The organism is Ruegeria sp. AL7, assembly GCF_056536105.1.
This window is the reverse complement of the sequence record NZ_JBQFJF010000001.1, coordinates 2,721,375-2,740,512: the sequence shown is the minus strand read 5'-3', so window position 1 is coordinate 2,740,512 and position 19,138 is coordinate 2,721,375. Positions and strand designations below refer to the sequence as shown.

The following is a 19,138-nucleotide window of genomic DNA, read 5'->3' as shown; positions in this document are numbered from 1 at the left end:
CTGGCCAAAAATATCCTCGGGGGGAATCGCGCATCTGCGCGATGGGGGGCAGACAGCCCCCCTGGCGCACCCTATCAGAAATCCAGATCAGCGTAATGGGGCGGCGGCCGGAAACCCGGCACCTGATCCGCCAGAATAGAGCGAAACGCAGGGCGTGATTTGATTTTCGCATACCAATCCTTGACCACCTGACTGCGGTTCCAATCCACGTCCGAGATATAGTCCAGCGAAGACAGATGCGCCGCTGCTGCGAAATCAGCCAATGTCATCTGGTCACCGGCCAACCACCGGCGGTGATCCAGCAGCCATGCCATATAATCCAGGTGGTACTTGATGGCCTTGGCACCCTGTTTGACGTTCTTGCTGTCCGGATAGCCCTGACCCGTCACTTTTTTGTTTACCCGTTCGTACAGCAGCTTCGACGTCACCTCATGGTGGAATTTGTCGTCAAACCAACCAACAAGGCGCCGCACTTCGTATCGGGCTTCGGGGCTTTTTGGCATCAATGGCGGTTCGGGACGGGTTTCTTCGATGTATTCGCAGATCGCTGCGCTTTCCGACATCATTTGTCCGTCCAGACGCAATACTGGTACTTTACCCGCGGGGTTACGGCGCAAAAAGTCGGGGTCCTGTTCCCAGTATCGCTCTTCGACAAGCTCAACCTCGATCTTCTTTTCCGCCAGAGACAGCCGAACCTTGCGGCAATATGGAGAGAGGGGAACATGAAACAGACGCGCCATGGGCTTCCAATCGAACCAGTGAGTACCCGACAGATTTAGCCTTGGCAGGCGACGGGTTTCAATCCTCGAAACAATCTGCGCGACCATCTGCGCGGATGGTGGCCGCCCCATCCAGAATAGATGCCGCCCGCCTGCGCGTTTGCGCCGTCGGGTCAGTGACCGATCTGTTGCGCGGTGACGGCAGAATGGCGGCAATCCGCGCCGCCTGAACTGGGGTCAGTTTTGAGGCGCTGGTGTTGAAATACCGTTGCGCGGCAGCCTCGACCCCAAAAACACCATTCCCGGTTTCGGCAACGTTCAGATAGACCTCGAGAATTCGCTGCTTGCTCCAGAAAATCTCGACCACAGGTGTGATCGAAGTTTCCAACACCTTGCGTATCCAACTGCGCCCTTGCCAAAGAAATACGTTCTTCACAACTTGCTGTGTAATCGTCGAGGCGCCGCGATTCCCGCCATCCTCAAGCGCATCGCGAATGGCCTCTACGTCAAATCCCCAGTGCAGGCAGAAATTTGCATCCTCTGCTGCCACGACCGAACGCGCCATGATCGGAGCCATGTCCTCGATCGGCACCCATTCGCGCTCAACCTTTCCCAAACGGCGCCATTCCGACCAGATCGTATGGGTTACGGGTGGGTTCACAACCGAATACAACAGGATTATCGCAAGCAAAGCTCCGGCAATTGCCGCAACCGCACGAGTCAGCCAACGGCGAATCTGACGCACCGTAGGTGTTTTTCTGCTGGATGCCTTGTTTTTCTTACCGCTTGATTTGCGGGCTGCTTTCTTCGCCATGCCTCAGCTATACGACGCGCGGTCCGGGTTTGAAACGGCCTAAATCGCGAAAGCGCGCGCTTCGCGCGGGTGAACAACCGGTCGTGCGGTTTCTACCGACATCGGATCATGACCTGCCAGTTCAGGGAACAAGTGCAGGACCTCGCTCTGCGTTTCGCGGTCCGAGGCCGACAACGCGTGCCCCGGATAATAGCTTTCGCTTTTGGCGCCATTGGCGATGACGATCTCGTGCTGCTTGAACAAAAGGTGGAAATACTCCACCTCGCCGCCTTCCACCCGGGTCACCGTTTTTCCATTGACCAGAGCATGTGCCGGAATCAGCGCTTCAGCGTGCCCAGACAAGTACGAGGCCCGCCAGTCTTCAACCAGCATCCGATGCTGAGGCGAAACAAGCAGCGGACGATCCAGGTCAAACACTCCGGCCTCAAACCGGATCGGGGCCAGCTTTCCTTCGGCCGCCACCACTGTACGCCCAACCCAGATCAAAGGCTGGGGGCCATGATCCACGGTCGTGACCAGATCGCCGACTTCAAGATCTTCAACCGCACGTTCGCCTTCCGGGGTCGCTATCATGGTGCCCGGCGTGAAACAGGGCGGACCCAGATTGCCGACATTCAGCGGCCCCTGTGTGTTGACGAAGGTGGCTGAAACAAATGTTCCCGGCTGCAGGACCTGACCGTCTGTCGGTGTGAATACCCGAGATCCGTCAGCCAGATAAAACGTGGTGCCTGTATAGGTTACGTTCCCGACGCCCGCCACGTTGATGGTAACAGTGTCCCCTGGCCAGGAATTCGTGACGTCCTGACCGTTGACGGTGTCACCACTTGGCGCATCGATTTCGTTGTCATCATCAGCATCGACTAAAGTGAAACTGCTAACAGCGACTGCCGTTCCCGCAGGCGGCGGGTTTGCTGGATCGAAAGTATAAAACTGATCCTGATACGGTGTTGGCATCCGGTTGCCCCTGTCTGCTTATCATCTGGTGCCTAGTTCGGCCCATGATTGTCGCCTGAGTGTGAAGAAAGATTGGCGATTTTCGGATAAACGGGCAAGACCTGCACTGAAACGTCGTTAACATACGAACCCCGCGTGGTGCAAATGACACGCGGGGCCTTGAGAGACAAAAGGTTTCGGCTTACTCCGCCGGAACTGCTTTGGCTTCAACACTCAGCGGGTGACTGAGTTTGTTCAGCATCTCCTTTGGGCAAACCTGCAGGAAGTTGCCTTTTTCCACATCCCAATGCTGAAGAATATCAGCAGCCTTGCGGCTTTGCGATTCAGCAGCATGGCGCATGATGAGCGTTTTCAATTGCTCTTCCCAGTGGTCCACAGTGACCGGGCAAGTGACCAGCGTTTCCCTGTTCATCAGCGCCTCGGCCTTGCCTTCGGGATCATACAGATAGGCCATTCCGCCTGTCATGCCTGCACCAAAGTTGGCTCCGATCGCTCCAAGGATAACGGCGACACCGCCGGTCATGTATTCACACCCGTTGGAACCGCACCCCTCGACAACAACCTTGGCGCCAGAGTTCCGGACCGCGAACCGTTCACCGGCGCGACCGGCCGCGAACAGGTACCCGTCGGTGGCCCCATAAAGAACCGTATTGCCAATGATCGTATTGTCATCTGCTTTCAGCGGGCTGACCTGTGGTGGGCGTACGACGATCATGCCGCCGGACAGGCCCTTACCAACATAGTCATTGGCATCGCCCGACACTTCCAACTTCAGACCCGGGGCCGCAAAAGCTCCCAGAGATTGCCCGGCCGAGCCTTGCAGCTTCACATGCAGATGGTCGTCCTGAAAGGTGTTCCGCATCCCGAAATTCTGCACAATATGACTGGACACACGGGTTCCAACGGTCCGGTGTGTGTTCTGCACCGCATAAGACAGTTGCATCTTTTCACCATCCTTCAGGAACCGGGCAGCATCGCGAACGATTTCGGCGTCCAGCGTATCCGGCACCGCGTTGCGCTCTTTGTCGCGGTTGTAGATGATGTTATGTGCCCCATCGACAGTGATCAGCAGCGGGTTCAGATCGAGATCATCCAGATGAGCGGACCCACGGCTGACCTGAGCCAGCAGATCGGCCCGACCGATGATTTCATCAATCGAACGCGCGCCGAGGCTGGCCAGCAGCTCGCGCACTTCCTGCGCGTAGAAGGTGATCAGATTGACGACCTTATCCGCATTGCCGGTGAATTTGGCGCGCAGGGATTCATCCTGCGTACACACGCCCACCGGGCAAGTGTTCGACTGACACTGACGCACCATGATACAGCCCATTGCGATCAGCGCGGCGGTACCGATGCCGTATTCCTCGGCCCCCATCATCGCGGCCATGACAATGTCGCGCCCGGTGCGCAGGCCACCATCGGTCCGCAGGGTGACGCGATCCCGCAGGTTGTTCATTGCCAGAACCTGATGCGCCTCGGTCAGGCCCATCTCCCACGGCAGGCCGGCATATTTGATCGAGGTCGCAGGCGACGCGCCTGTACCGCCATTGTGACCCGAAATAAGGATAATATCCGCTTTCGCCTTGGCCACACCGGCAGCAATTGTGCCAACGCCCGAGGACGCAACCAGCTTGACCGTCACCTTGCAGCGCGGGTTGATCTGCTTCAGGTCGTAGATCAGCTGCGCCAGATCCTCGATCGAATAGATATCGTGGTGCGGCGGCGGCGAGATCAGTGTCACTCCCTTGGTCGAATGGCGCAGGCGCGCGATCAGGTCGGTAACCTTCATACCCGGCAACTGACCACCTTCGCCGGGTTTTGCACCCTGAGCGACCTTGATCTCAAGCTCCTCACACTGGTTGAGGTATTCCGCAGTCACACCAAACCGGCCCGAAGCCACCTGTTTGATCTTGGCCGAAGGGTTGTCGCCGTTGGGTTCAGGCACGAAATGTGCCGGGTCTTCGCCACCTTCGCCACTGTCGGACTTCGCACCGATCCGGTTCATCGCCACGTTCAGTGTTTTATGCGCTTCTGGCGACAATGCACCCAGCGACATACCTGGCGTGACAAAGCGTTTGCGGATCGAGGTGATCGATTCCACCTCTTCGATCGGCACCGGCTTGCCCAGCGGTTTGAAATCCATCAGATCGCGCAGATGAATTGGCGGGTTCGACTGCATCTTGGCCGAATACTGCTTCCACAGCTCATACGAAGCCTTGTTGCAGGCCATCTGCATCATATGCATCGAGGTCGCTTCCCACGCGTGTGTCTCACCTGACTTACGCGCCTTATAGAAACCACCGATGGGCAGCACATCCAGACCGCTGTTCCAGCCCTTGGCATGAATTTCCTCGGCCTTGGCCTGAATACCTTTGATACCTATGCCCGAGATACGGCTGGTCATACCGGGGAAATACTCAGCCACCATGGCACGGCTGAGGCCAACGGCCTCAAAGTTCAGACCACCGCGATAGGATGAAATGACCGAGATACCCATCTTGGCCATGATCTTCAGCAAGCCCTGATCGATCGCCTCGCGATAGCGCGCGACGTTTTCGGTCAGGCTTCCGTCCAGCAAACCGCGGTCGATACGGTCAGCCAAAGAATCCTCGGCCAGATAGGCGTTCACCACAGTCGCGCCACAGCCGATCAGAACGGCAAAGTAATGCGGGTCTACACATTCAGCCGAACGGACGTTCAACGAACAGAAGGTCCGCAAACCCTGACGCGTCAAATGGGAATGCACAGCGCTGGTCGCGAGGATCATTGGTATCGCAATCCGATCCTCGCCCGACCGCATATCAGACAAGACGATATGCCCGGCACCGGATCGCACCGCCTCTTCGGATTCGGCTCTGATACGGGTCAAAGCCGCGCTTAATGCGCCTTGACCAGCCTCGAAGCTACAGTCGATTTCCGCCAGCGGCGCATCGAAGTTCTCAACCAGCTTGTCCCATTGCGCGTTACCGACAAAGGGGCTTTCCAGAACCACGATCTCGGTCTGGCTGCTGTCTTCATCCAACACGTTCTTGAGGTTGGCAAACCGGGTTTTCAGCGACATCACGCGGTATTCACGCAGGCTGTCGATCGGCGGGTTGGTCACCTGGCTGAAGTTCTGACGGAAGAAATGGCTGAGCGGGCGGTATTGTTTTGACAAAACAGCCGAGGGCGTATCATCACCCATCGATGCCAAGGCTTCCTTGCCGTCTTCCGCCATCGGAGCAAGGATTTGTTCCAGCTCTTCCACCGAGTATCCCGCAGCAATCTGGCGCTTGCGCAACTCGCCACCCGCAAAGATCGGCGCTTCGGCCACACCCGCAAGCGTTTCGTCCAGATCGTTTATCTTGCCAACCCATTCGCCAAATGGCAGCGCGCGGGCCAGTTTGTTCTTGATTTGGGTATCGCGGTACAGCTTGCCCTTTTTCATATCGACCGCCAGCATCTGACCCGGCCCCAACGCGCCTTTTTCGGTCACTGTGGCTTCGTTGATCGGCACCATTCCGGCCTCGGATCCTGCGATGACAAGGCCATCGCCAGTCACAACGTACCGCATGGGGCGCAGTCCGTTCCGGTCCAGGCCGGCGCAAACCCAGCGTCCATCGGTCATCGCCAGCGCGGCCGGGCCATCCCATGGCTCCATCACCGAGTTGCAGTAGGAATACATGTCGCGCCACGCTTGCGGCAGCTCGACCGCCTGCTTGGACCAGCTTTCCGGAACCAGCATGGTTTTCGCCATCGGGGCCGACCGCCCTGCGCGCACCAGCACCTCGAAAACCGAGTCTAATGCAGCAGAATCTGACGAACCACCCGCGATGATCGGCTTGATATCTTCGGCATAGTCACCAAAAGTGCCGCTGGCCATCCGGATTTCATGGCTTTTCATCCAGTTGATGTTGCCCTTGAGGGTGTTGATCTCGCCGTTGTGGGCCAGCATGCGGAACGGCTGCGCCAGCCACCATTGCGGAAACGTGTTGGTCGAATATCGCTGGTGGTAAATCGCGAATGCCGATTCAAAGCGTTCGTCCATCAGATCGGGATAGAATACAGCGACCTGTTCGGCCAGCATCATACCCTTGTAGATGATCGACCGGCAGGACAGCGACGCAAGATAAAGACCAGAGATACCCGACACCAAAGCCGCTTTTTCGATGCGGCGACGGATGACATAGAGCTCGCGCTCGAAAGTTTCTTCGTCCACACCCTTGGAGTTCGAGATCAGGATCTGCTCAATCTCGGGGCGGGTTGCGTTGGCCTTTTCCCCAAGGCAAGTCACATCGACCGGCACGTGTCGCCAGCCATAGATGTAGTAACCCATACGCAGAACTTCGCTTTCGACGATGGTCCGGCACCGCTCCTGCGCGCCGAAATCGGTGCGGGGCAGGAAAACCTGACCAACAGCAATCAGTTCATTCAGCTTGGGTTCATGACCCGTGCGGCGGACCTGATCATAGAAGAAGGGAACCGGAATCTGCACATGGATGCCTGCGCCATCGCCGGTCTTGCCATCCGCGTCCACGGCTCCACGATGCCAGATCGCTTTCAAGGCATCGATCCCGGCATCCACCACCTTGCGCGACCGTTTGCCATCCACGGACACAACAAGGCCCACACCGCACGAAGAATGCTCCTCTGCCTCGGAATAGAGACCATTTTCGGCCATCCACTTGCGTTTTGCTTCTTCTGCCCGCACCCAATCGGCATCATATTTGGTCATTGGCTGTCTCCTTCGTCAGAGGAGGAATACATGGCTTCGACCTCGGCTTTGGTCATTTGCCGACGTTCACCTGCGAACGCGTATCCCTCGGGCTTTTTGTCGATATAAAGTTCAAGTTTCAGCGGGTTACCTGTCGCATTTTCAAACAGGCCAGCCGCCATTTGTGTCTGTCCGTGCATCTCACCCGGCAGCGTGATCCGATACCAGAGCGAGGATCCGCAATCGCCGCAAAAAGCACGTTCTGCCCAGTCGGACGAGGTAAATGTCTTGACCGGGCCCAGCGCGGCATAGCCTTCTTTCGCCTGAAAGGTCACCAGCATCGAACTGGTCCACCGACGGCATTGATCACAGTGACACGCCCCCAGAGCATCCCGTACAGGGGTGGCGGTGACTGTGACCGCACCACACATGCATTGGCCTTGAAGTTCCGACATTTCGAACCCTCCTGAAAACTGGGGTTATTCCGCCGCCACGGCAGTTTTGGCGTTGAACCGGTCGATGATCGCGTCAGCGCAGTCGCGCCCGTCACGGATCGCCCATACGACCAGTGAGGCACCGCGCACGATGTCCCCGATCGCGTACACACCTTCCATTTCGGTTTCCCCGGTCTGGAATGCTGCCCTGACCGTTCCCCATCGGGTGACAGGCAAGTCGGGCTGCCCGAACAAGGTGGGCAGGTCTTCAGGTTCAAAACCCAATGCCTTGATCACCAGATCGGCGTCCTCGACATAATCCGCGCCTTCGATCACTTCGGGGGCCTGGCGACCAGATGCATCGGGCTGACCCAGACGCATCTTCTGCACCATCACGCCGGAAACCTTGTCGTCGCCCGTGAATCCCTTCGGTGCACTGAGCCATTCGAATACCACGCCTTCTTCCTCGGCGTTCTGTGTCTCGCGCTGCGAACCCGGCATGTTTGTCCGGTCACGACGGTACAGGCATTTGACCGATGTCGCGCCCTGACGGATCGACGTACGCACACAATCCATCGCGGTGTCACCACCACCGATCACGACAACCTTTTTGCCCTCGGCATTCAGCCGTCCGTTGTCGAAATCCTCAACAGTGTCACCAAAGCTTTTACGGTTTGATGCGGTCAGGAAATCGATTGCCTTCTCGATCCCGGCAAGACCACTGCCCGGCATGGACAGATCCCTCGACTTGTAAACGCCCGTTGCGATGATGATGGCGTCATGCTTTGCGTGAATTTCAGCGAATTTTGCGGCGTCCACGTCGCAGTTCAATACGAACTCGACACCGCCGTCCGCCAACAGGTCGTTACGCCGCTGGACGATTTCTTTTTCCAGCTTGAAGCCCGGAATGCCATACATCAGCAGACCACCCGCACGGTCGTAGCGGTCATAGACCGTGACCTGAACACCGGCCCGACGCAGCATGTCCGCCGCGGCAAGACCACCCGGCCCGCCACCGATAATGCCGACGCTTTCACGGCGCTCTGTCGCAGGGACCACTGGTTTGACCCAGCCTTTGTCCCACGCCGTGTCGGTAATGTACTTTTCGATCGTGCCGATGGTGACCGTTCCGTGGCCGGATTGTTCGATCACGCAATTTCCTTCGCACAAACGGTCTTGCGGGCAGATGCGGCCGCAAATCTCGGGGAAGGTGTTTGTCGCCTGGCTGGTTTCGTAAGCCTCTTCCAGCCGTCCGGTTGCAGTCAGCCGCAACCAGTCGGGAATGTTGTTATGCAGCGGGCAGTGCGATTGACAGTAGGGCACACCGCATTGACTGCAACGGCTGGCCTGTTCTGCTGCTTTCTCGGCAGCGAACTCGGCATAAATTTCGTTAAAGTCTTCTCTGCGGTCATTGGCGGCACGCTTTTCCGGCATGACGCGGTCGATCTGCACAAATTTCAGCATCGGTTGCTTGGCCACGGGTCAGACTCCATGAATTGGCTTGGTTGGATTTCTTTATGCGATGCGCAAACGGATGAAAAGTCATATATGCTGACCTATTGTGAGAATTTTCCACCCACCCACTCGAAATCTGTGAATTCTTAAAGGAATTTTAGGTACGATTCGGACCTATATGAAGACTTTCCTTTTCCCCACCACCCTTATAGCCATACACCACATAAAAAACGTGGCGGCAGCACGGCAGGGCAGATGAGTCTTTTCCACCTGATTCTCGTGGCAATCATTCAGGGAATAACTGAGTTTTTGCCCATTTCGTCTTCGGGTCACCTGATCCTGCTGCCGAACTTGTCGGGCCTTCAGGATCAGGGTCAGGCCATAGACATCGCGGTGCACGTGGGAACTCTTGGTGCGGTCGTTCTGTATTTCTGGGCGGATGTGAAGCAGGCTCTTGCCGGGGTGCCGCGCGCCCTGACCGGCCGGACAGATACACCGCAGGCCCGTTTGGCTCTTGGTCTGATCATTGCGACACTTCCAACCGTGATTGCAGGTCTGATCCTGCATCTGACCGGGTTAAGCGAGGCCATGCGTTCGATCACTGTAATCGGGTGGACAATGCTGGGCTTTGGCCTGCTGCTTTATTGGATCGACCAGAAAGGTCCCCAGACGAAAGAGGCGAACGACTGGGGTATTCGCGATGCTTTCGTCATGGGACTGTGGCAGGTTCTTGCGCTGATCCCCGGAACATCGCGGTCCGGGATCACCATTACAGGGGCCCGTCAACTGGGTTATACCCGAGCAGACGGCGCTCGGATCGCGATGTTGATGTCGATCCCGACAATCCTAGCGTCGGGCACACTGCTGGCATTGGATGCCGTGCGCGACGCCGATATGCAACTGGCCCGGGATGGGGCTATTGCGGCGCTGTTTGCCTTTCTTTCGGCGCTGCTGGCGCTCAGCCTGATGATGCGGCTTCTGCGCAGCGTCAGTTTCACGCCCTACGTCATCTACCGCGTCATTCTTGGCGTGATCCTTTTGATCATGGCCTACAGCTAATCAGATACGCAGGTTTTTGGCCGAGTTCTGAATGTCGTCATACTGACCCGAGGGGCGGAATTTCCACAGGTATTCCGGCAGGACCGATTCCAGAGTGGTCGGCGCAATGCCAAGATCCGCAAAGGACTTGGCCCCGTCAGATACCACATTGTCATGGTGCAGATTCCTGACCTGATCGCGGGTCAGAATGTTGTTCGGGAACAGTTGGAAGCTGACGAATTTCGCAATATCCAGCACGCCCGCCATAATCCGGGCAGCAAAGAACGGCAGACCGACAACGATGCGCCGACGGTGGATCACTTCAAGCATCTGCTGCATCAGGGCGCGGAAGGTTTTCACCTCCGGCCCGCCAAGCTCGTACACGCCCGGCTCAGCCTGCCCCAGAATGCCTTTGACCGCTGCCTGGGCCACGTCATCCACGTAAACGGGCTGGAATTTGGTCTCGGCACCAACCACTGGCAGGAACGGACCCATGCGGGTCATCCCGGCGAAACGGTTGAAGAACTGATCCTCGGTTCCGAAGATAACCGAGGGGCGCAGGATCATGGCATTGGGCATATGCTTCAAAACACCTGCTTCGCCTTGCGCTTTGGTTTGAGAGTACTCGCTGGCTGAACCTGCATCTACACCAATCGCCGAGATGTGAACCATCCGTTCGATACCCTGCTCGGCTGCAAGCCGCGCGATACGTTCGGCTCCTTCGGCTTGAACGGCATCAAACGCGTTCTTGCCCAGTTCATTCAGCACACCCACACAGTTCACCACGACATCGGCGCTCTGCATCGCCAGCGCGACCGAGGCGTCATCGCGGATATTGCACAGCACAGGCTCAACCTGTCCGACGGCGCCGTAGGGTTTCACGAACATGGCTTCGTTCGGGCGTCGTACAGCCACCCGCACACGCCACCCCTCACTCGCCATGCGTCGCGCGATGTAGCGACCGACAAATCCCGATCCGCCATAAATCGTCACCAGTTTCGACATGAGAGGGCTCCTGCTGAGAAATTGCGCTCTAGAACTAACGCTCGCAGGCCAGCCAAACAAGGCACTAATTCGCCGCGCCGGTCATGAAATACTCAGGCCAAAATCTCAGTTCGAAAACCGAATTCAAAAAACTTTCAAAATTCATTCAGAATCCGGTTGACGCCCCCCGCCAGTCAGCTTAAACGCCGCTCCACGACACCTGCCCAGGTGGCGGAATTGGTAGACGCGCTAGCTTCAGGTGCTAGTGTCCGTATGGACGTGGAGGTTCGAGTCCTCTCCTGGGCACCATCTTTTCCTCAAAAATATATAAATCACAAGAGCTTAGCGGAAAGTTCAAACCTGTAAAGGTGACACAAGAGGTGACGCAATGCCTCTAATCATCTTTGCAGCAGAAGCGATTCTGATCATGGCTAGATACATTGAACAAAAGAACTCCAATGGTGTTTGGTAATTTCGTAGGCGTGTTCCCCAAGACGTTCGAAAGCACTACCCCAAGCTAAGCAATCGAAACGAACTCGATTTTCTCTCCAAACGAAAGACCCCAAGGAAGCGACTGTTCTGGCTCAGAGAAAAGTCACCGAACAAGATGGGTTCTGGAAAAGTGTCAGAAGGGCCGAAAGAGTATTTCAGGTTGATGGGAAAAGACCCAGAAAGCAGGCAGGAAATGGTCGCGCTCGAATAGTCTGTCTGACGTCAGACAGAGGTTGAAAACGCCCAGTCCGAGAACAAAAGGAGGCACCATCATGGCGATGGCGGCGGGATTATCGATAAGGGCGGATATATCTTTGGCGGCAAAAAGCGGAAACTTTCTTCTCCGTTGTTTTGCGACGGAAAAGTGTGCTCCTCAGCAACAGGTACTTTTGAGCACTGTCGTTGGAATGAATGCATACCCGGCAACATTGCAGATCGTTCAGACCTGAGTGGGTAACGCAGAGGTTCGAAATCTGGCAGGCGGTTGCCCGATCTCTTTCTTGAACGCGCGACTGAACGCTGCTTCCGAGGAATACCCACTCAGATCCGCGGCCTCGGCAACACTGACACCTTTCTCTACCAACGCGCTGCGGGCAATCTGCATACGCCATGCAGTCACATATTGCATCGGTGTGATCCCAAGCTTCTCGGAAAACCGCATTGCGAAACTTGTCCGAGACAATGCCGCCCTGTTGGCCAAAGAATCGACACTCCACTGCGCAGTCGGGTCATTGTGGAACGCCGTCAATGCGCGGGTAAGATGAACATCGGCGAAACCTGCGAGTTTTCCCCCTGTTCTGGCGGTATCTTCGATATGGCACCGGATAGCCTGCGCAAAAATCGCCTCTGACATCTTCAGCGCTATCAAATCACCTCCAAAACGGCCGAACCCTGCCTCGGACCCTATCACGCGCAACGTCGCTTCCAGCCAATCGCTGGCCTCGGCGCCATAATCCCGGATGACAATGCTTGGCGGCAATCGGTCAAGCAACAGATGCCTTGATCCTTCGGCTAGTGAAAAATGACCACAAATCAGCTGGTTCTCCATGTTGGGGTCGTTGCCGCCATACACCAGAACACCCTTACCATCATAGCCGGACCTTTCCAGCACGTCATCCAGCGGCAAGGCGTCTTCCGGGCCCGAAACACGACAATTCAACGTATGTGCCGCCCCGTGTGGAACCAGGATAAGATCGCCTTTGGTAAGGCGTAGCGCCCGATCTTCTCCTGCGACGCGCACTACGCACTCACCGCGATGTACATAGTGGAACCGGGCCACGTTCTGAAACGCCGGCACCTGGATCCCCCAGGGCTGTTCGCTAAGGCTGGTGCGGAAATACAGTGTCCCCTTGAGCGACAGGCGGGTCAGAATATCACTTAGCAGATCAAGCATGGTTGCTGATATTACCAAGAGTTCGATATCTGTCTACATGTTCGAACGATAGGGCATGTCTTCTGGACGGCAGGTAATTCAAAGACAAGGCAAACTGTACGCATATCAGGGCTTCAATCAACTTTGGAGATTCCAGATGAAAACCGTTTTCCTTTCTGCTGCTCTTGTCGTCGTCGGCTATGCTGCTGTTGCAGATGAGAACAAGATGAACGATCTTGAAATCGCGCATACAGCGTATACTGCCGGTGAAATCGACATCCGCTATGCGCATCTTGCTCTTGCTGTGTCCGACAATAACGACGTTCGGGATTTTGCGAACACAATGATCCGTGATCATGCGGCCGTGAACCAAGCTGCAGGGGCGTTGATCCAACAACTGAATGTAACGCCCCAGGACAACGCCCTCAGCCAGGCCCTGGTTAAAGGTTCGGTCGAGAAACGCGATGAGCTGAGCGGGCTGCGCGGTAAAGCCTTTGATTGCGCCTACGCTCAGAATGAGCTCGCTTATCATCAGATCGTGAACAAAACGGTTGAGGACGAGTTCATCCCCAACACCACCGTTGAGCCGCTCACCAACCTGCTGCAGGATGCTCTTGCCACATTCAAACAGCATGAAGGCCACGCCGAACAGATGGTGTCTGGGCTGGATTGCGGCTGATGGCTGTACTGTCACGCAGAAAGTTTGGTGCCGTACTGGGTGCGGCACCGCTTACTCTTCTGGCTGGCGCATTGGGTGCGTCCGCCGGGGCAACCAGCCATCAGATTTCTATTCGCAAATTCAAGTTCGCGCCTGAGAAACTCGAAGTTTCGGTCGGTGATGAGGTGATCTGGACCAATCTGGACATCGCGCCTCACACCGCAACGGAACAAGAGATGCAAGATTGGGACACCGGGCCGCTAGAGCGGAACGAAAAGGCAGCCGTGGTATTCGACAAACCCGGGGTTTATGCCTATTTCTGCGTGTTTCACCCGCATATGAAGGGGGCTATCGTAGTGAAAGATTAATCAGCGGCTACACGCGGGGAGCTGAGCGTCGCCGTGCTTTGATTTCTTCATCAGAGTCACCTCATTCATCCGTAAAAACCTACTTCTAAACGCCCCAAATTTTCGGTGAGATTACCACCCGGCGCGTCTGTTCAACCCGCGGCCGAAGAATACGAAAATCACACCTGCAAGAACGAGGGAGTGTCGGAGGCAGAGTATACGTGCGAAGTTGCCGTGATATTCGGCGGCGGACCAATTCCATTCCTAAAATCCTGCTGTTTTGTCACGTTTTCCTTTTGGATTGAAATAACGCGTCGCACCCGAAGAATTCGCACGCCATTGCCGTCGCATGCTTTGCCTTAATATGCTCCGTCCAACGTGTAACATTCGGTGCATTCTCAAGTGAAAGGCAGAGATGGTTGTGGTCATTAATCCAAGGGAACAAGGCAATATCTGCAACACTGTAAGAATTGCCGCAAAGGTTCTGCTGGTCATCCAATATGCTGTCCAGATACGCGATAGAACGATTAGCAATTGAGTTATACAACGCAAGCGCCTCTGGGTTGGGGTTTTCTGCAAGACCAGACCAATACTCAACCTGACCAAAGTAGGGCCCTTGAGACGAAGACTGGTAGAACAACCAAGAATTAATCTCGTCCAAACCCGTCGGCGTTTCGACAAGTCCCCATCCGGTTTTTCGAGCGAGATACAAAAGAATGGCGTTGGATTCAGTGAGTACAAATCCACCGTCATCTATGACCGGCGTTCTACCGGCCGGGTTCAACCTCAGGAACTCAGGCCGGTGCTGTTCTCCTTTTCTGATATCGATTGGAACAAACTCGTATTCGAGCTTTGTTTCCAATAGCATCATCAGAACCTTCAGAGCATTTACAGTGTTGTATCCATAGAATTTAATCATCAGAATTCGAGACCTTCTTCCGACAACCCTTCAAGATGAGGCATCAGAAAAAGCAGTTCCTCTGTGTATGAGGTCTGGGGATTGGTAAACAACTCTGCGGTTTCCTGTACTTCAAGAATACGGCCAGATTGCATAACTGCGACGCGGTCACACATCTGGCGCACAACAGGAAGGTCGTGGCTGATAAACAGCATTGTCAGGCCAAGGTGCTGCTGCAGATCTTTCAGGATATTGAGGATCTGTGCTTGAATAGAAACATCCAGCGCAGAAGTAGGTTCGTCGCAGATCAAAAAGCGTGGCTGTGTCGCCAGTGCCCGCGCTATCGAAATCCGCTGGCGTTGTCCCCCTGAAAACTCGTGAGGGAATTTTCCGGCCGCTGCGGCGCCAAGTCCAACTTGATCCAAGAGTTCATGCACACGTTTCGTCAACTCATCGCCTCCCAGAATTTTGTGGTGACGGATGGGTTCAGCAATGAGATCCAACACTTTCATACGCGGATTAAGAGATGAGTAAGGGTCTTGAAAAATCATCTGAATGTCGCGACGAAAATTCGCTTGTGCAGTCTTGTCCAACGGATTGCTCACGACTGTACCGGCGAACTCAACTTCTCCGCCATCTAACGCGTAAAGTCCGCTGATTAACCGCGCGACCGTTGACTTCCCTGAGCCGCTTTCACCGACAACACCAAATTGTCCGTCATCGTTTGCCTTGAACCCGGCTAATGTCGGGGGAATTTGTCTCAAACTTCTTTGAAAAATGAAGGGGAGTGGCAGGTTCAGTGCTTGGTCGCCGAACTTCGAAAACTGGTTGAATGGGCATATTCCGACTCCCTACTCGCCCATCCTGATCATCTGCGCGACTTGAATGCCATCCAGCGTTGCGGATGCAAAGGATTTGAAGCCGAGCATTGGGTGATCCATATCTTGATGATCCTATGGTCTTTTCAATCACGTTTCCGGGGAACTTGCCCCTGATAGCCTTCTGGAATGAAAAACCTTGCGCGCGCTCGGGTGACGGCGTGACCGTCCTGAACGGAGGCGCGCGCATCGACGTGCCGGTCAAGAGGATCGTCCCCGTAGACGCAACCGGTGCCGGAGACCAATTCGCCGCGGGGTTCCTGTATGGAATGGCCACAGGGCGCGATTACGAGACCTGTGCCAGGATCGGCAACGTCTGCGCCCGCGAGGTCATCCCCGGGCGGATAGCCGGCCTGAATCTGACCGTGCGCGCCTTTCCCAGCAGGGCTAGGAGTCAGCTTTCTACTCGCCTGAGATGCGCGTGATCGCCCTCTTGGCACGAAGCCCTATTATGGGCTCCTCAATGACGGCCTCCAGCGCTGGCAAAGCTGCACTGGCTGGCGCGCCGATCTTTCCGAGCGTGATTACGACCTCGCGGCGCGCGCGCTTACCGCCAGTTTCAAGAACACCGAGCAGATCAGAGACCGCGCTGGCCGCCTGGGGACCGAACCAGCCCAACATCCGCAGCGTTTCGATTTGCGCTGGTCCTTCCTGCGTCTTGAGGTCTTCCAGTAGGGATGTCACGGTAGTGGTTGGCCTGAGCGCTGCGAGTTTCAACCCGTCGGCCATCTTGCGGTTTAGTTCCTCGTGATCACCGTCCCACTGCATCGGCAGCAGATAGTTTTAGGCAAGCGCCAGCCGATCCTTGTCGCGCGCCCAGGCATACATCAGGTCGTCGGCTTTCCGGCGGTCGCCCAACTGCGCGTGAATCGACGCCGCGGTGATGATCAGGTTCAGCGACTTTTTCGTTCTGGCAGTCGCCTCGTCCAGAATTTCGGCTGCCCTGTGCAACTGCCCTAACGCATAATACGCAGCTGCCTCGACAATAACGACATTGGCGGGCACACTGGGGTCAAGCCGCTTGGCAATCGCAATCTCGTCTAGACCCTGCTCGGGATTGCCCGAAGCGATTAGCGCCCAGGCCATAGTGACATGCGCCTCGGGGTCATTTGGGCCAAGCTCGATCGCCCTGGCCGCTTCTTCGATGGCCTTTGCCGAGCGCGCGGCGCCAGTTTCGCCAGTGTTCTGGTCACGGAAGTTAAGCTGCCGCATGGCGCGAATAATGTGCACCATCGACCCGCCTCTGTCGCCGGCTTTTTCAAGATGATCGGGGATCAGAACGGTATAGAGGTGGGCGCGGGAGTTACCGCGAATTTTCTGGTTCCACCGGAACACGCCATCTCGTTGAAAGGCCAGCGCCAGTGCGGCATGGGCACGGCCATAGTCGGGATCAATTTCAATCGCCCTTTCGAAATGATCCACAGCTCGGGCATTGTCGCGTTCGTTGAAGTTCGACATCAACTCCCAGCCACGTTGAAATGCCTCGCGGGCGGCGACGACTTTAGTATCGGCCCGGTTCACCTCCTCGAGTTCGTCGTCGGTCAGTTCAACCTTCAGCGCGTTGATGATCTTCAGTACAAACGCGTCCTGTGCCGCAAAAACATCCGAGGCGTCGCCGTCGAAGCGGTCAGCCCAGACGTGGTTGCCGGTGGTGGCGTCAATCAACTGAGCGTTGACGCGCAATGTGGTGCCCGAGCGCCGCACGCTGCCTTCGAGCACGTATTGCACGCCCAGGGTTTCGGCGACGTCTTTGATGCTCACCGACTTGCGCTTGTAAATGAAGGTCGAATTGCGCGCGATGACGAACAAGCCCGAAACTTTCGACAGGTCGGTGATCAGATCCTCGGTTATCCCGTCGGCCAGAGGTTCCTGTTCGGACTCGCCGCTGAGATTGTCAAACGGCAGAACCGCAACCGAGGCCTTGTCGGGTAACGGCAATGCCATCGCTTCGATCGAGGCCGCTTCGACCTTCACCGGACGGGATTGAAGCCAGTACGCCGCTCCAGCACTGATGGCCAGAAGGCCAAAAAGCGCGGCTATGACCGCGCTTGCTTTACCGTAGCGCCCGCGGGATGGCCGAACGACGGTTGGTTCGGTGCGTCTTGTGGCACGATAAACACGGACAGGCTCGGGGATGTTTTTCAACGTCTTGTCGCCCAGATCGCCGAACGCCGCCTCAAGCTTGCCGCTGGCATGATCGACGACCGTGCGCGATACCAGCACCGAACCCGGCTCAGCGATGGATTCCAGCCGCGCGGCTACGTTGATGCCATCTCCGAAAATATCGTCGTCCCTGACAACGATATCACCCAGGTTTATCCCGATCCGAAATTGCAGGGCGTCCGGCTCGTCCGCGCGAGGCCTTATCCGGTCCTGCCAGTCCAAAGCGCAGTTCACCGCATCTACGACGCTGGCAAACTCGATCAGATAGCCGTCGCCCATCCGCTTGACGATCCGTCCCCCGTGGCGTTCGACCAATGGCGTGATGATACCTGTGTCGAGCGCCTCGAGCCGGGCAAGAATGCCAGCCTCGTCCTCGTGCATGAGGCGCGAAAAATCGACCAGGTCGGCAACAAGAATGGCTGCTAGGCGCCGCTCCATCCAGAATTCCGCTGTGGTACAAGCTATGCCTTTAAGGTTGCCCTAGCTGTTCGCGTCGTTCAATCCCTTTCGAATATTCGCAAACATCCCAGTCGCGAGCTGCAAACACAAGTCATGGGTAAGCGAAGGCCGAACTGCTGGCTTCGTCTCGCTTAGCGGAACAACCTGAAAAGCATCCCTAGCGATCAGAGTTCGTTTAGATAGTCGGAAAAAGCCTCGACCACGCGCTCATACACATCGCGCTTGAAGGGCACGATTTCGGCGATCAGCCGGTCGGGCTTCTGCCATTTCCAGCGGGTAAATTCCGGGTGATCGGTTTCGATGTTGATCTGATCATCGGCGCCGGTGAAGCGCAGCAGGAACCATTTCTGCTCCTGCCCGCGATAGCGGCCTTTCCAGATGTGGGGCACGATGTCATGGGGCAGGTCATAGGGCAGCCAGCCCGCGGTCTCGGCGATGATTTCGACCAGATCAGCCGTGACCCCGGTTTCTTCCCATAGCTCGCGCAGGGCTGCGTCGCGGGGATCTTCGCCCTTGTCCACACCGCCCTGCGGCATTTGCCAGGCGTCTTGTGGGCCGTCGTTTCGCATGCCCACAAAAACCCTCCCCTCGGTATTCATCAGCATCAGCCCGACGCAGGGGCGATAGGGCAGTTTGGCGATTTCTTCGGGGGTCATGCGCGGCCTCATCGGGTTGTTCCGCCCACCTCTAGCAATCACCGGCGCTACAGCAAAGAGGGTGACGTGGGGTTTCGCGTGACAAAGTTGACGCGAACGTCAATCTAGCGGGCAAATTCAGGAG

Annotated in this window: 16 protein-coding genes, 1 tRNA gene and 2 pseudogenes; 6 read left to right on the top strand and 13 right to left on the bottom strand. The window is 56.3% G+C overall.

From position 1 onward, the window contains the following. Window positions 1–74: 74 nt before the first annotated feature. The 6 genes from fzlA to ACR3E2_RS13750 form a co-directional block, all read right to left on the bottom strand. On the bottom strand, window positions 75–740 hold the full coding sequence (gene fzlA / locus ACR3E2_RS13775; protein WP_267363152.1) for an FtsZ-binding protein FzlA: 666 nt from the start codon (window positions 738–740) through the stop codon (window positions 75–77). A gap of 58 nt (window positions 741–798) precedes the next feature. After that, the gene (mtgA, locus tag ACR3E2_RS13770) at window positions 799–1,533 is read right to left on the bottom strand and encodes a monofunctional biosynthetic peptidoglycan transglycosylase (protein WP_480484594.1); all 735 of its coding nucleotides are present in this window, start codon (window positions 1,531–1,533) and stop codon (window positions 799–801) included. 39 nt (window positions 1,534–1,572) lie between these two features. After that, window positions 1,573–2,487 (bottom strand): Hint domain-containing protein, encoded by a 915-nt coding sequence (locus ACR3E2_RS13765; protein WP_480484593.1) that lies wholly within the window; start codon window positions 2,485–2,487, stop codon window positions 1,573–1,575. 181 nt (window positions 2,488–2,668) lie between these two features. Further along, window positions 2,669–7,201, bottom strand: a complete 4,533-nt coding sequence (gltB, locus tag ACR3E2_RS13760; RefSeq protein WP_480484592.1) for a glutamate synthase large subunit — start codon at window positions 7,199–7,201, stop codon at window positions 2,669–2,671. After that, window positions 7,198–7,635, bottom strand: coding sequence for a GFA family protein (locus ACR3E2_RS13755; RefSeq protein WP_480484591.1), 438 nt, complete (start codon window positions 7,633–7,635; stop codon window positions 7,198–7,200). Before ACR3E2_RS13755 ends, gltB begins: the two co-directional genes overlap by 4 nt. Window positions 7,636–7,659: 24 nt before the next feature. Beyond that, window positions 7,660–9,093 (bottom strand): NAD(P)-dependent oxidoreductase, encoded by a 1,434-nt coding sequence (locus tag ACR3E2_RS13750; protein ID WP_480484590.1) that lies wholly within the window; start codon window positions 9,091–9,093, stop codon window positions 7,660–7,662. Window positions 9,094–9,324: 231 nt separating this feature from the next. Between ACR3E2_RS13750 and ACR3E2_RS13745 the strand changes: the two genes are divergently transcribed. Then, entirely contained in the window at window positions 9,325–10,128 is an 804-nt protein-coding gene (locus ACR3E2_RS13745; RefSeq protein WP_480484589.1) for an undecaprenyl-diphosphate phosphatase, read from the top strand. Here ACR3E2_RS13745 and ACR3E2_RS13740 read toward each other — a convergent pair whose 3' ends face one another. After that, complete coding sequence (locus tag ACR3E2_RS13740; protein WP_480484588.1) at window positions 10,129–11,112, bottom strand: complex I NDUFA9 subunit family protein; 984 nt, start codon at window positions 11,110–11,112, stop codon at window positions 10,129–10,131. Between the two features lie 201 nt (window positions 11,113–11,313). On the opposite strand from ACR3E2_RS13740, the gene ACR3E2_RS13735 reads away from it, so the two are divergent. Further along, window positions 11,314–11,400, top strand: a tRNA-Leu gene (locus ACR3E2_RS13735). A 222-nt stretch (window positions 11,401–11,622) separates the two neighbouring features. After that, window positions 11,623–11,820: pseudogene (locus ACR3E2_RS13730) on the top strand (hypothetical protein); the annotation flags it as partial. Window positions 11,821–12,022: 202 nt separating this feature from the next. Here the strand turns inward: ACR3E2_RS13730 and ACR3E2_RS13725 are convergent. Next, entirely contained in the window at window positions 12,023–12,976 is a 954-nt protein-coding gene (locus ACR3E2_RS13725; protein WP_480484587.1) for an AraC family transcriptional regulator, read from the bottom strand. Between the two features lie 136 nt (window positions 12,977–13,112). Between ACR3E2_RS13725 and ACR3E2_RS13720 the strand changes: the two genes are divergently transcribed. Next, window positions 13,113–13,634 carry a DUF4142 domain-containing protein gene (locus ACR3E2_RS13720; RefSeq protein WP_480484586.1) on the top strand — a complete coding sequence of 174 codons (522 nt, stop codon included), beginning with the start codon at window positions 13,113–13,115 and terminating at the stop codon, window positions 13,632–13,634. Further along, complete coding sequence (locus ACR3E2_RS13715; RefSeq protein ID WP_480484585.1) at window positions 13,634–13,981, top strand: cupredoxin domain-containing protein; 348 nt, start codon at window positions 13,634–13,636, stop codon at window positions 13,979–13,981. The genes ACR3E2_RS13720 and ACR3E2_RS13715 overlap by 1 nt, the downstream gene beginning before the upstream one ends. Window positions 13,982–14,243: 262 nt before the next feature. On the opposite strand, the gene ACR3E2_RS13710 is transcribed toward ACR3E2_RS13715, so the two are convergent. Both ACR3E2_RS13710 and ACR3E2_RS13705 read right to left on the bottom strand, forming a co-directional pair. Next, entirely contained in the window at window positions 14,244–14,879 is a 636-nt protein-coding gene (locus ACR3E2_RS13710; protein ID WP_480484584.1) for a glutathione S-transferase family protein, read from the bottom strand. Continuing rightward, a complete protein-coding gene (locus ACR3E2_RS13705) occupies window positions 14,879–15,622 on the bottom strand; it encodes an ATP-binding cassette domain-containing protein (RefSeq protein WP_480484583.1) in 744 nt (247 codons plus the stop codon). Before ACR3E2_RS13705 ends, ACR3E2_RS13710 begins: the two co-directional genes overlap by 1 nt. A gap of 254 nt (window positions 15,623–15,876) precedes the next feature. On the opposite strand from ACR3E2_RS13705, the pseudogene ACR3E2_RS13700 reads away from it, so the two are divergent. Beyond that, a pseudogene (locus ACR3E2_RS13700) lies at window positions 15,877–16,071 on the top strand (PfkB family carbohydrate kinase); the annotation flags it as partial. Between the two features lie 67 nt (window positions 16,072–16,138). Here the strand turns inward: ACR3E2_RS13700 and ACR3E2_RS13695 are convergent. From ACR3E2_RS13695 to ACR3E2_RS13685, 3 genes are all read right to left on the bottom strand, one after another. Next, window positions 16,139–16,504, bottom strand: coding sequence for a HEAT repeat domain-containing protein (locus ACR3E2_RS13695; RefSeq protein WP_480484582.1), 366 nt, complete (start codon window positions 16,502–16,504; stop codon window positions 16,139–16,141). A gap of 15 nt (window positions 16,505–16,519) precedes the next feature. After that, entirely contained in the window at window positions 16,520–18,337 is a 1,818-nt protein-coding gene (locus ACR3E2_RS13690) for an adenylate/guanylate cyclase domain-containing protein (RefSeq protein ID WP_480484581.1), read from the bottom strand. 185 nt (window positions 18,338–18,522) lie between these two features. Beyond that, window positions 18,523–19,014 (bottom strand): RNA pyrophosphohydrolase, encoded by a 492-nt coding sequence (locus ACR3E2_RS13685; RefSeq protein WP_480484580.1) that lies wholly within the window; start codon window positions 19,012–19,014, stop codon window positions 18,523–18,525. Window positions 19,015–19,138 lie beyond the last annotated feature (124 nt).

Coding starts and splice junctions, on each gene's coding strand:
- fzlA (WP_267363152.1), bottom strand. CDS start 740: ATGGCGCGTCTGTTTCATGTTCCCCTCTCTCCATATTGCCGCAAGGTT.
- mtgA (WP_480484594.1), bottom strand. CDS start 1,533: ATGGCGAAGAAAGCAGCCCGCAAATCAAGCGGTAAGAAAAACAAGGCA.
- ACR3E2_RS13765 (WP_480484593.1), bottom strand. CDS start 2,487: ATGCCAACACCGTATCAGGATCAGTTTTATACTTTCGATCCAGCAAAC.
- gltB (WP_480484592.1), bottom strand. CDS start 7,201: ATGACCAAATATGATGCCGATTGGGTGCGGGCAGAAGAAGCAAAACGC.
- ACR3E2_RS13755 (WP_480484591.1), bottom strand. CDS start 7,635: ATGTCGGAACTTCAAGGCCAATGCATGTGTGGTGCGGTCACAGTCACC.
- ACR3E2_RS13745 (WP_480484589.1), top strand. CDS start 9,325: ATGAGTCTTTTCCACCTGATTCTCGTGGCAATCATTCAGGGAATAACT.
- ACR3E2_RS13740 (WP_480484588.1), bottom strand. CDS start 11,112: ATGTCGAAACTGGTGACGATTTATGGCGGATCGGGATTTGTCGGTCGC.
- ACR3E2_RS13725 (WP_480484587.1), bottom strand. CDS start 12,976: ATGCTTGATCTGCTAAGTGATATTCTGACCCGCCTGTCGCTCAAGGGG.
- ACR3E2_RS13720 (WP_480484586.1), top strand. CDS start 13,113: ATGAAAACCGTTTTCCTTTCTGCTGCTCTTGTCGTCGTCGGCTATGCT.
- ACR3E2_RS13715 (WP_480484585.1), top strand. CDS start 13,634: ATGGCTGTACTGTCACGCAGAAAGTTTGGTGCCGTACTGGGTGCGGCA.
- ACR3E2_RS13710 (WP_480484584.1), bottom strand. CDS start 14,879: ATGATTAAATTCTATGGATACAACACTGTAAATGCTCTGAAGGTTCTG.
- ACR3E2_RS13695 (WP_480484582.1), bottom strand. CDS start 16,504: ATGCAGTGGGACGGTGATCACGAGGAACTAAACCGCAAGATGGCCGAC.
- ACR3E2_RS13690 (WP_480484581.1), bottom strand. CDS start 18,337: ATGGAGCGGCGCCTAGCAGCCATTCTTGTTGCCGACCTGGTCGATTTT.
- ACR3E2_RS13685 (WP_480484580.1), bottom strand. CDS start 19,014: ATGACCCCCGAAGAAATCGCCAAACTGCCCTATCGCCCCTGCGTCGGG.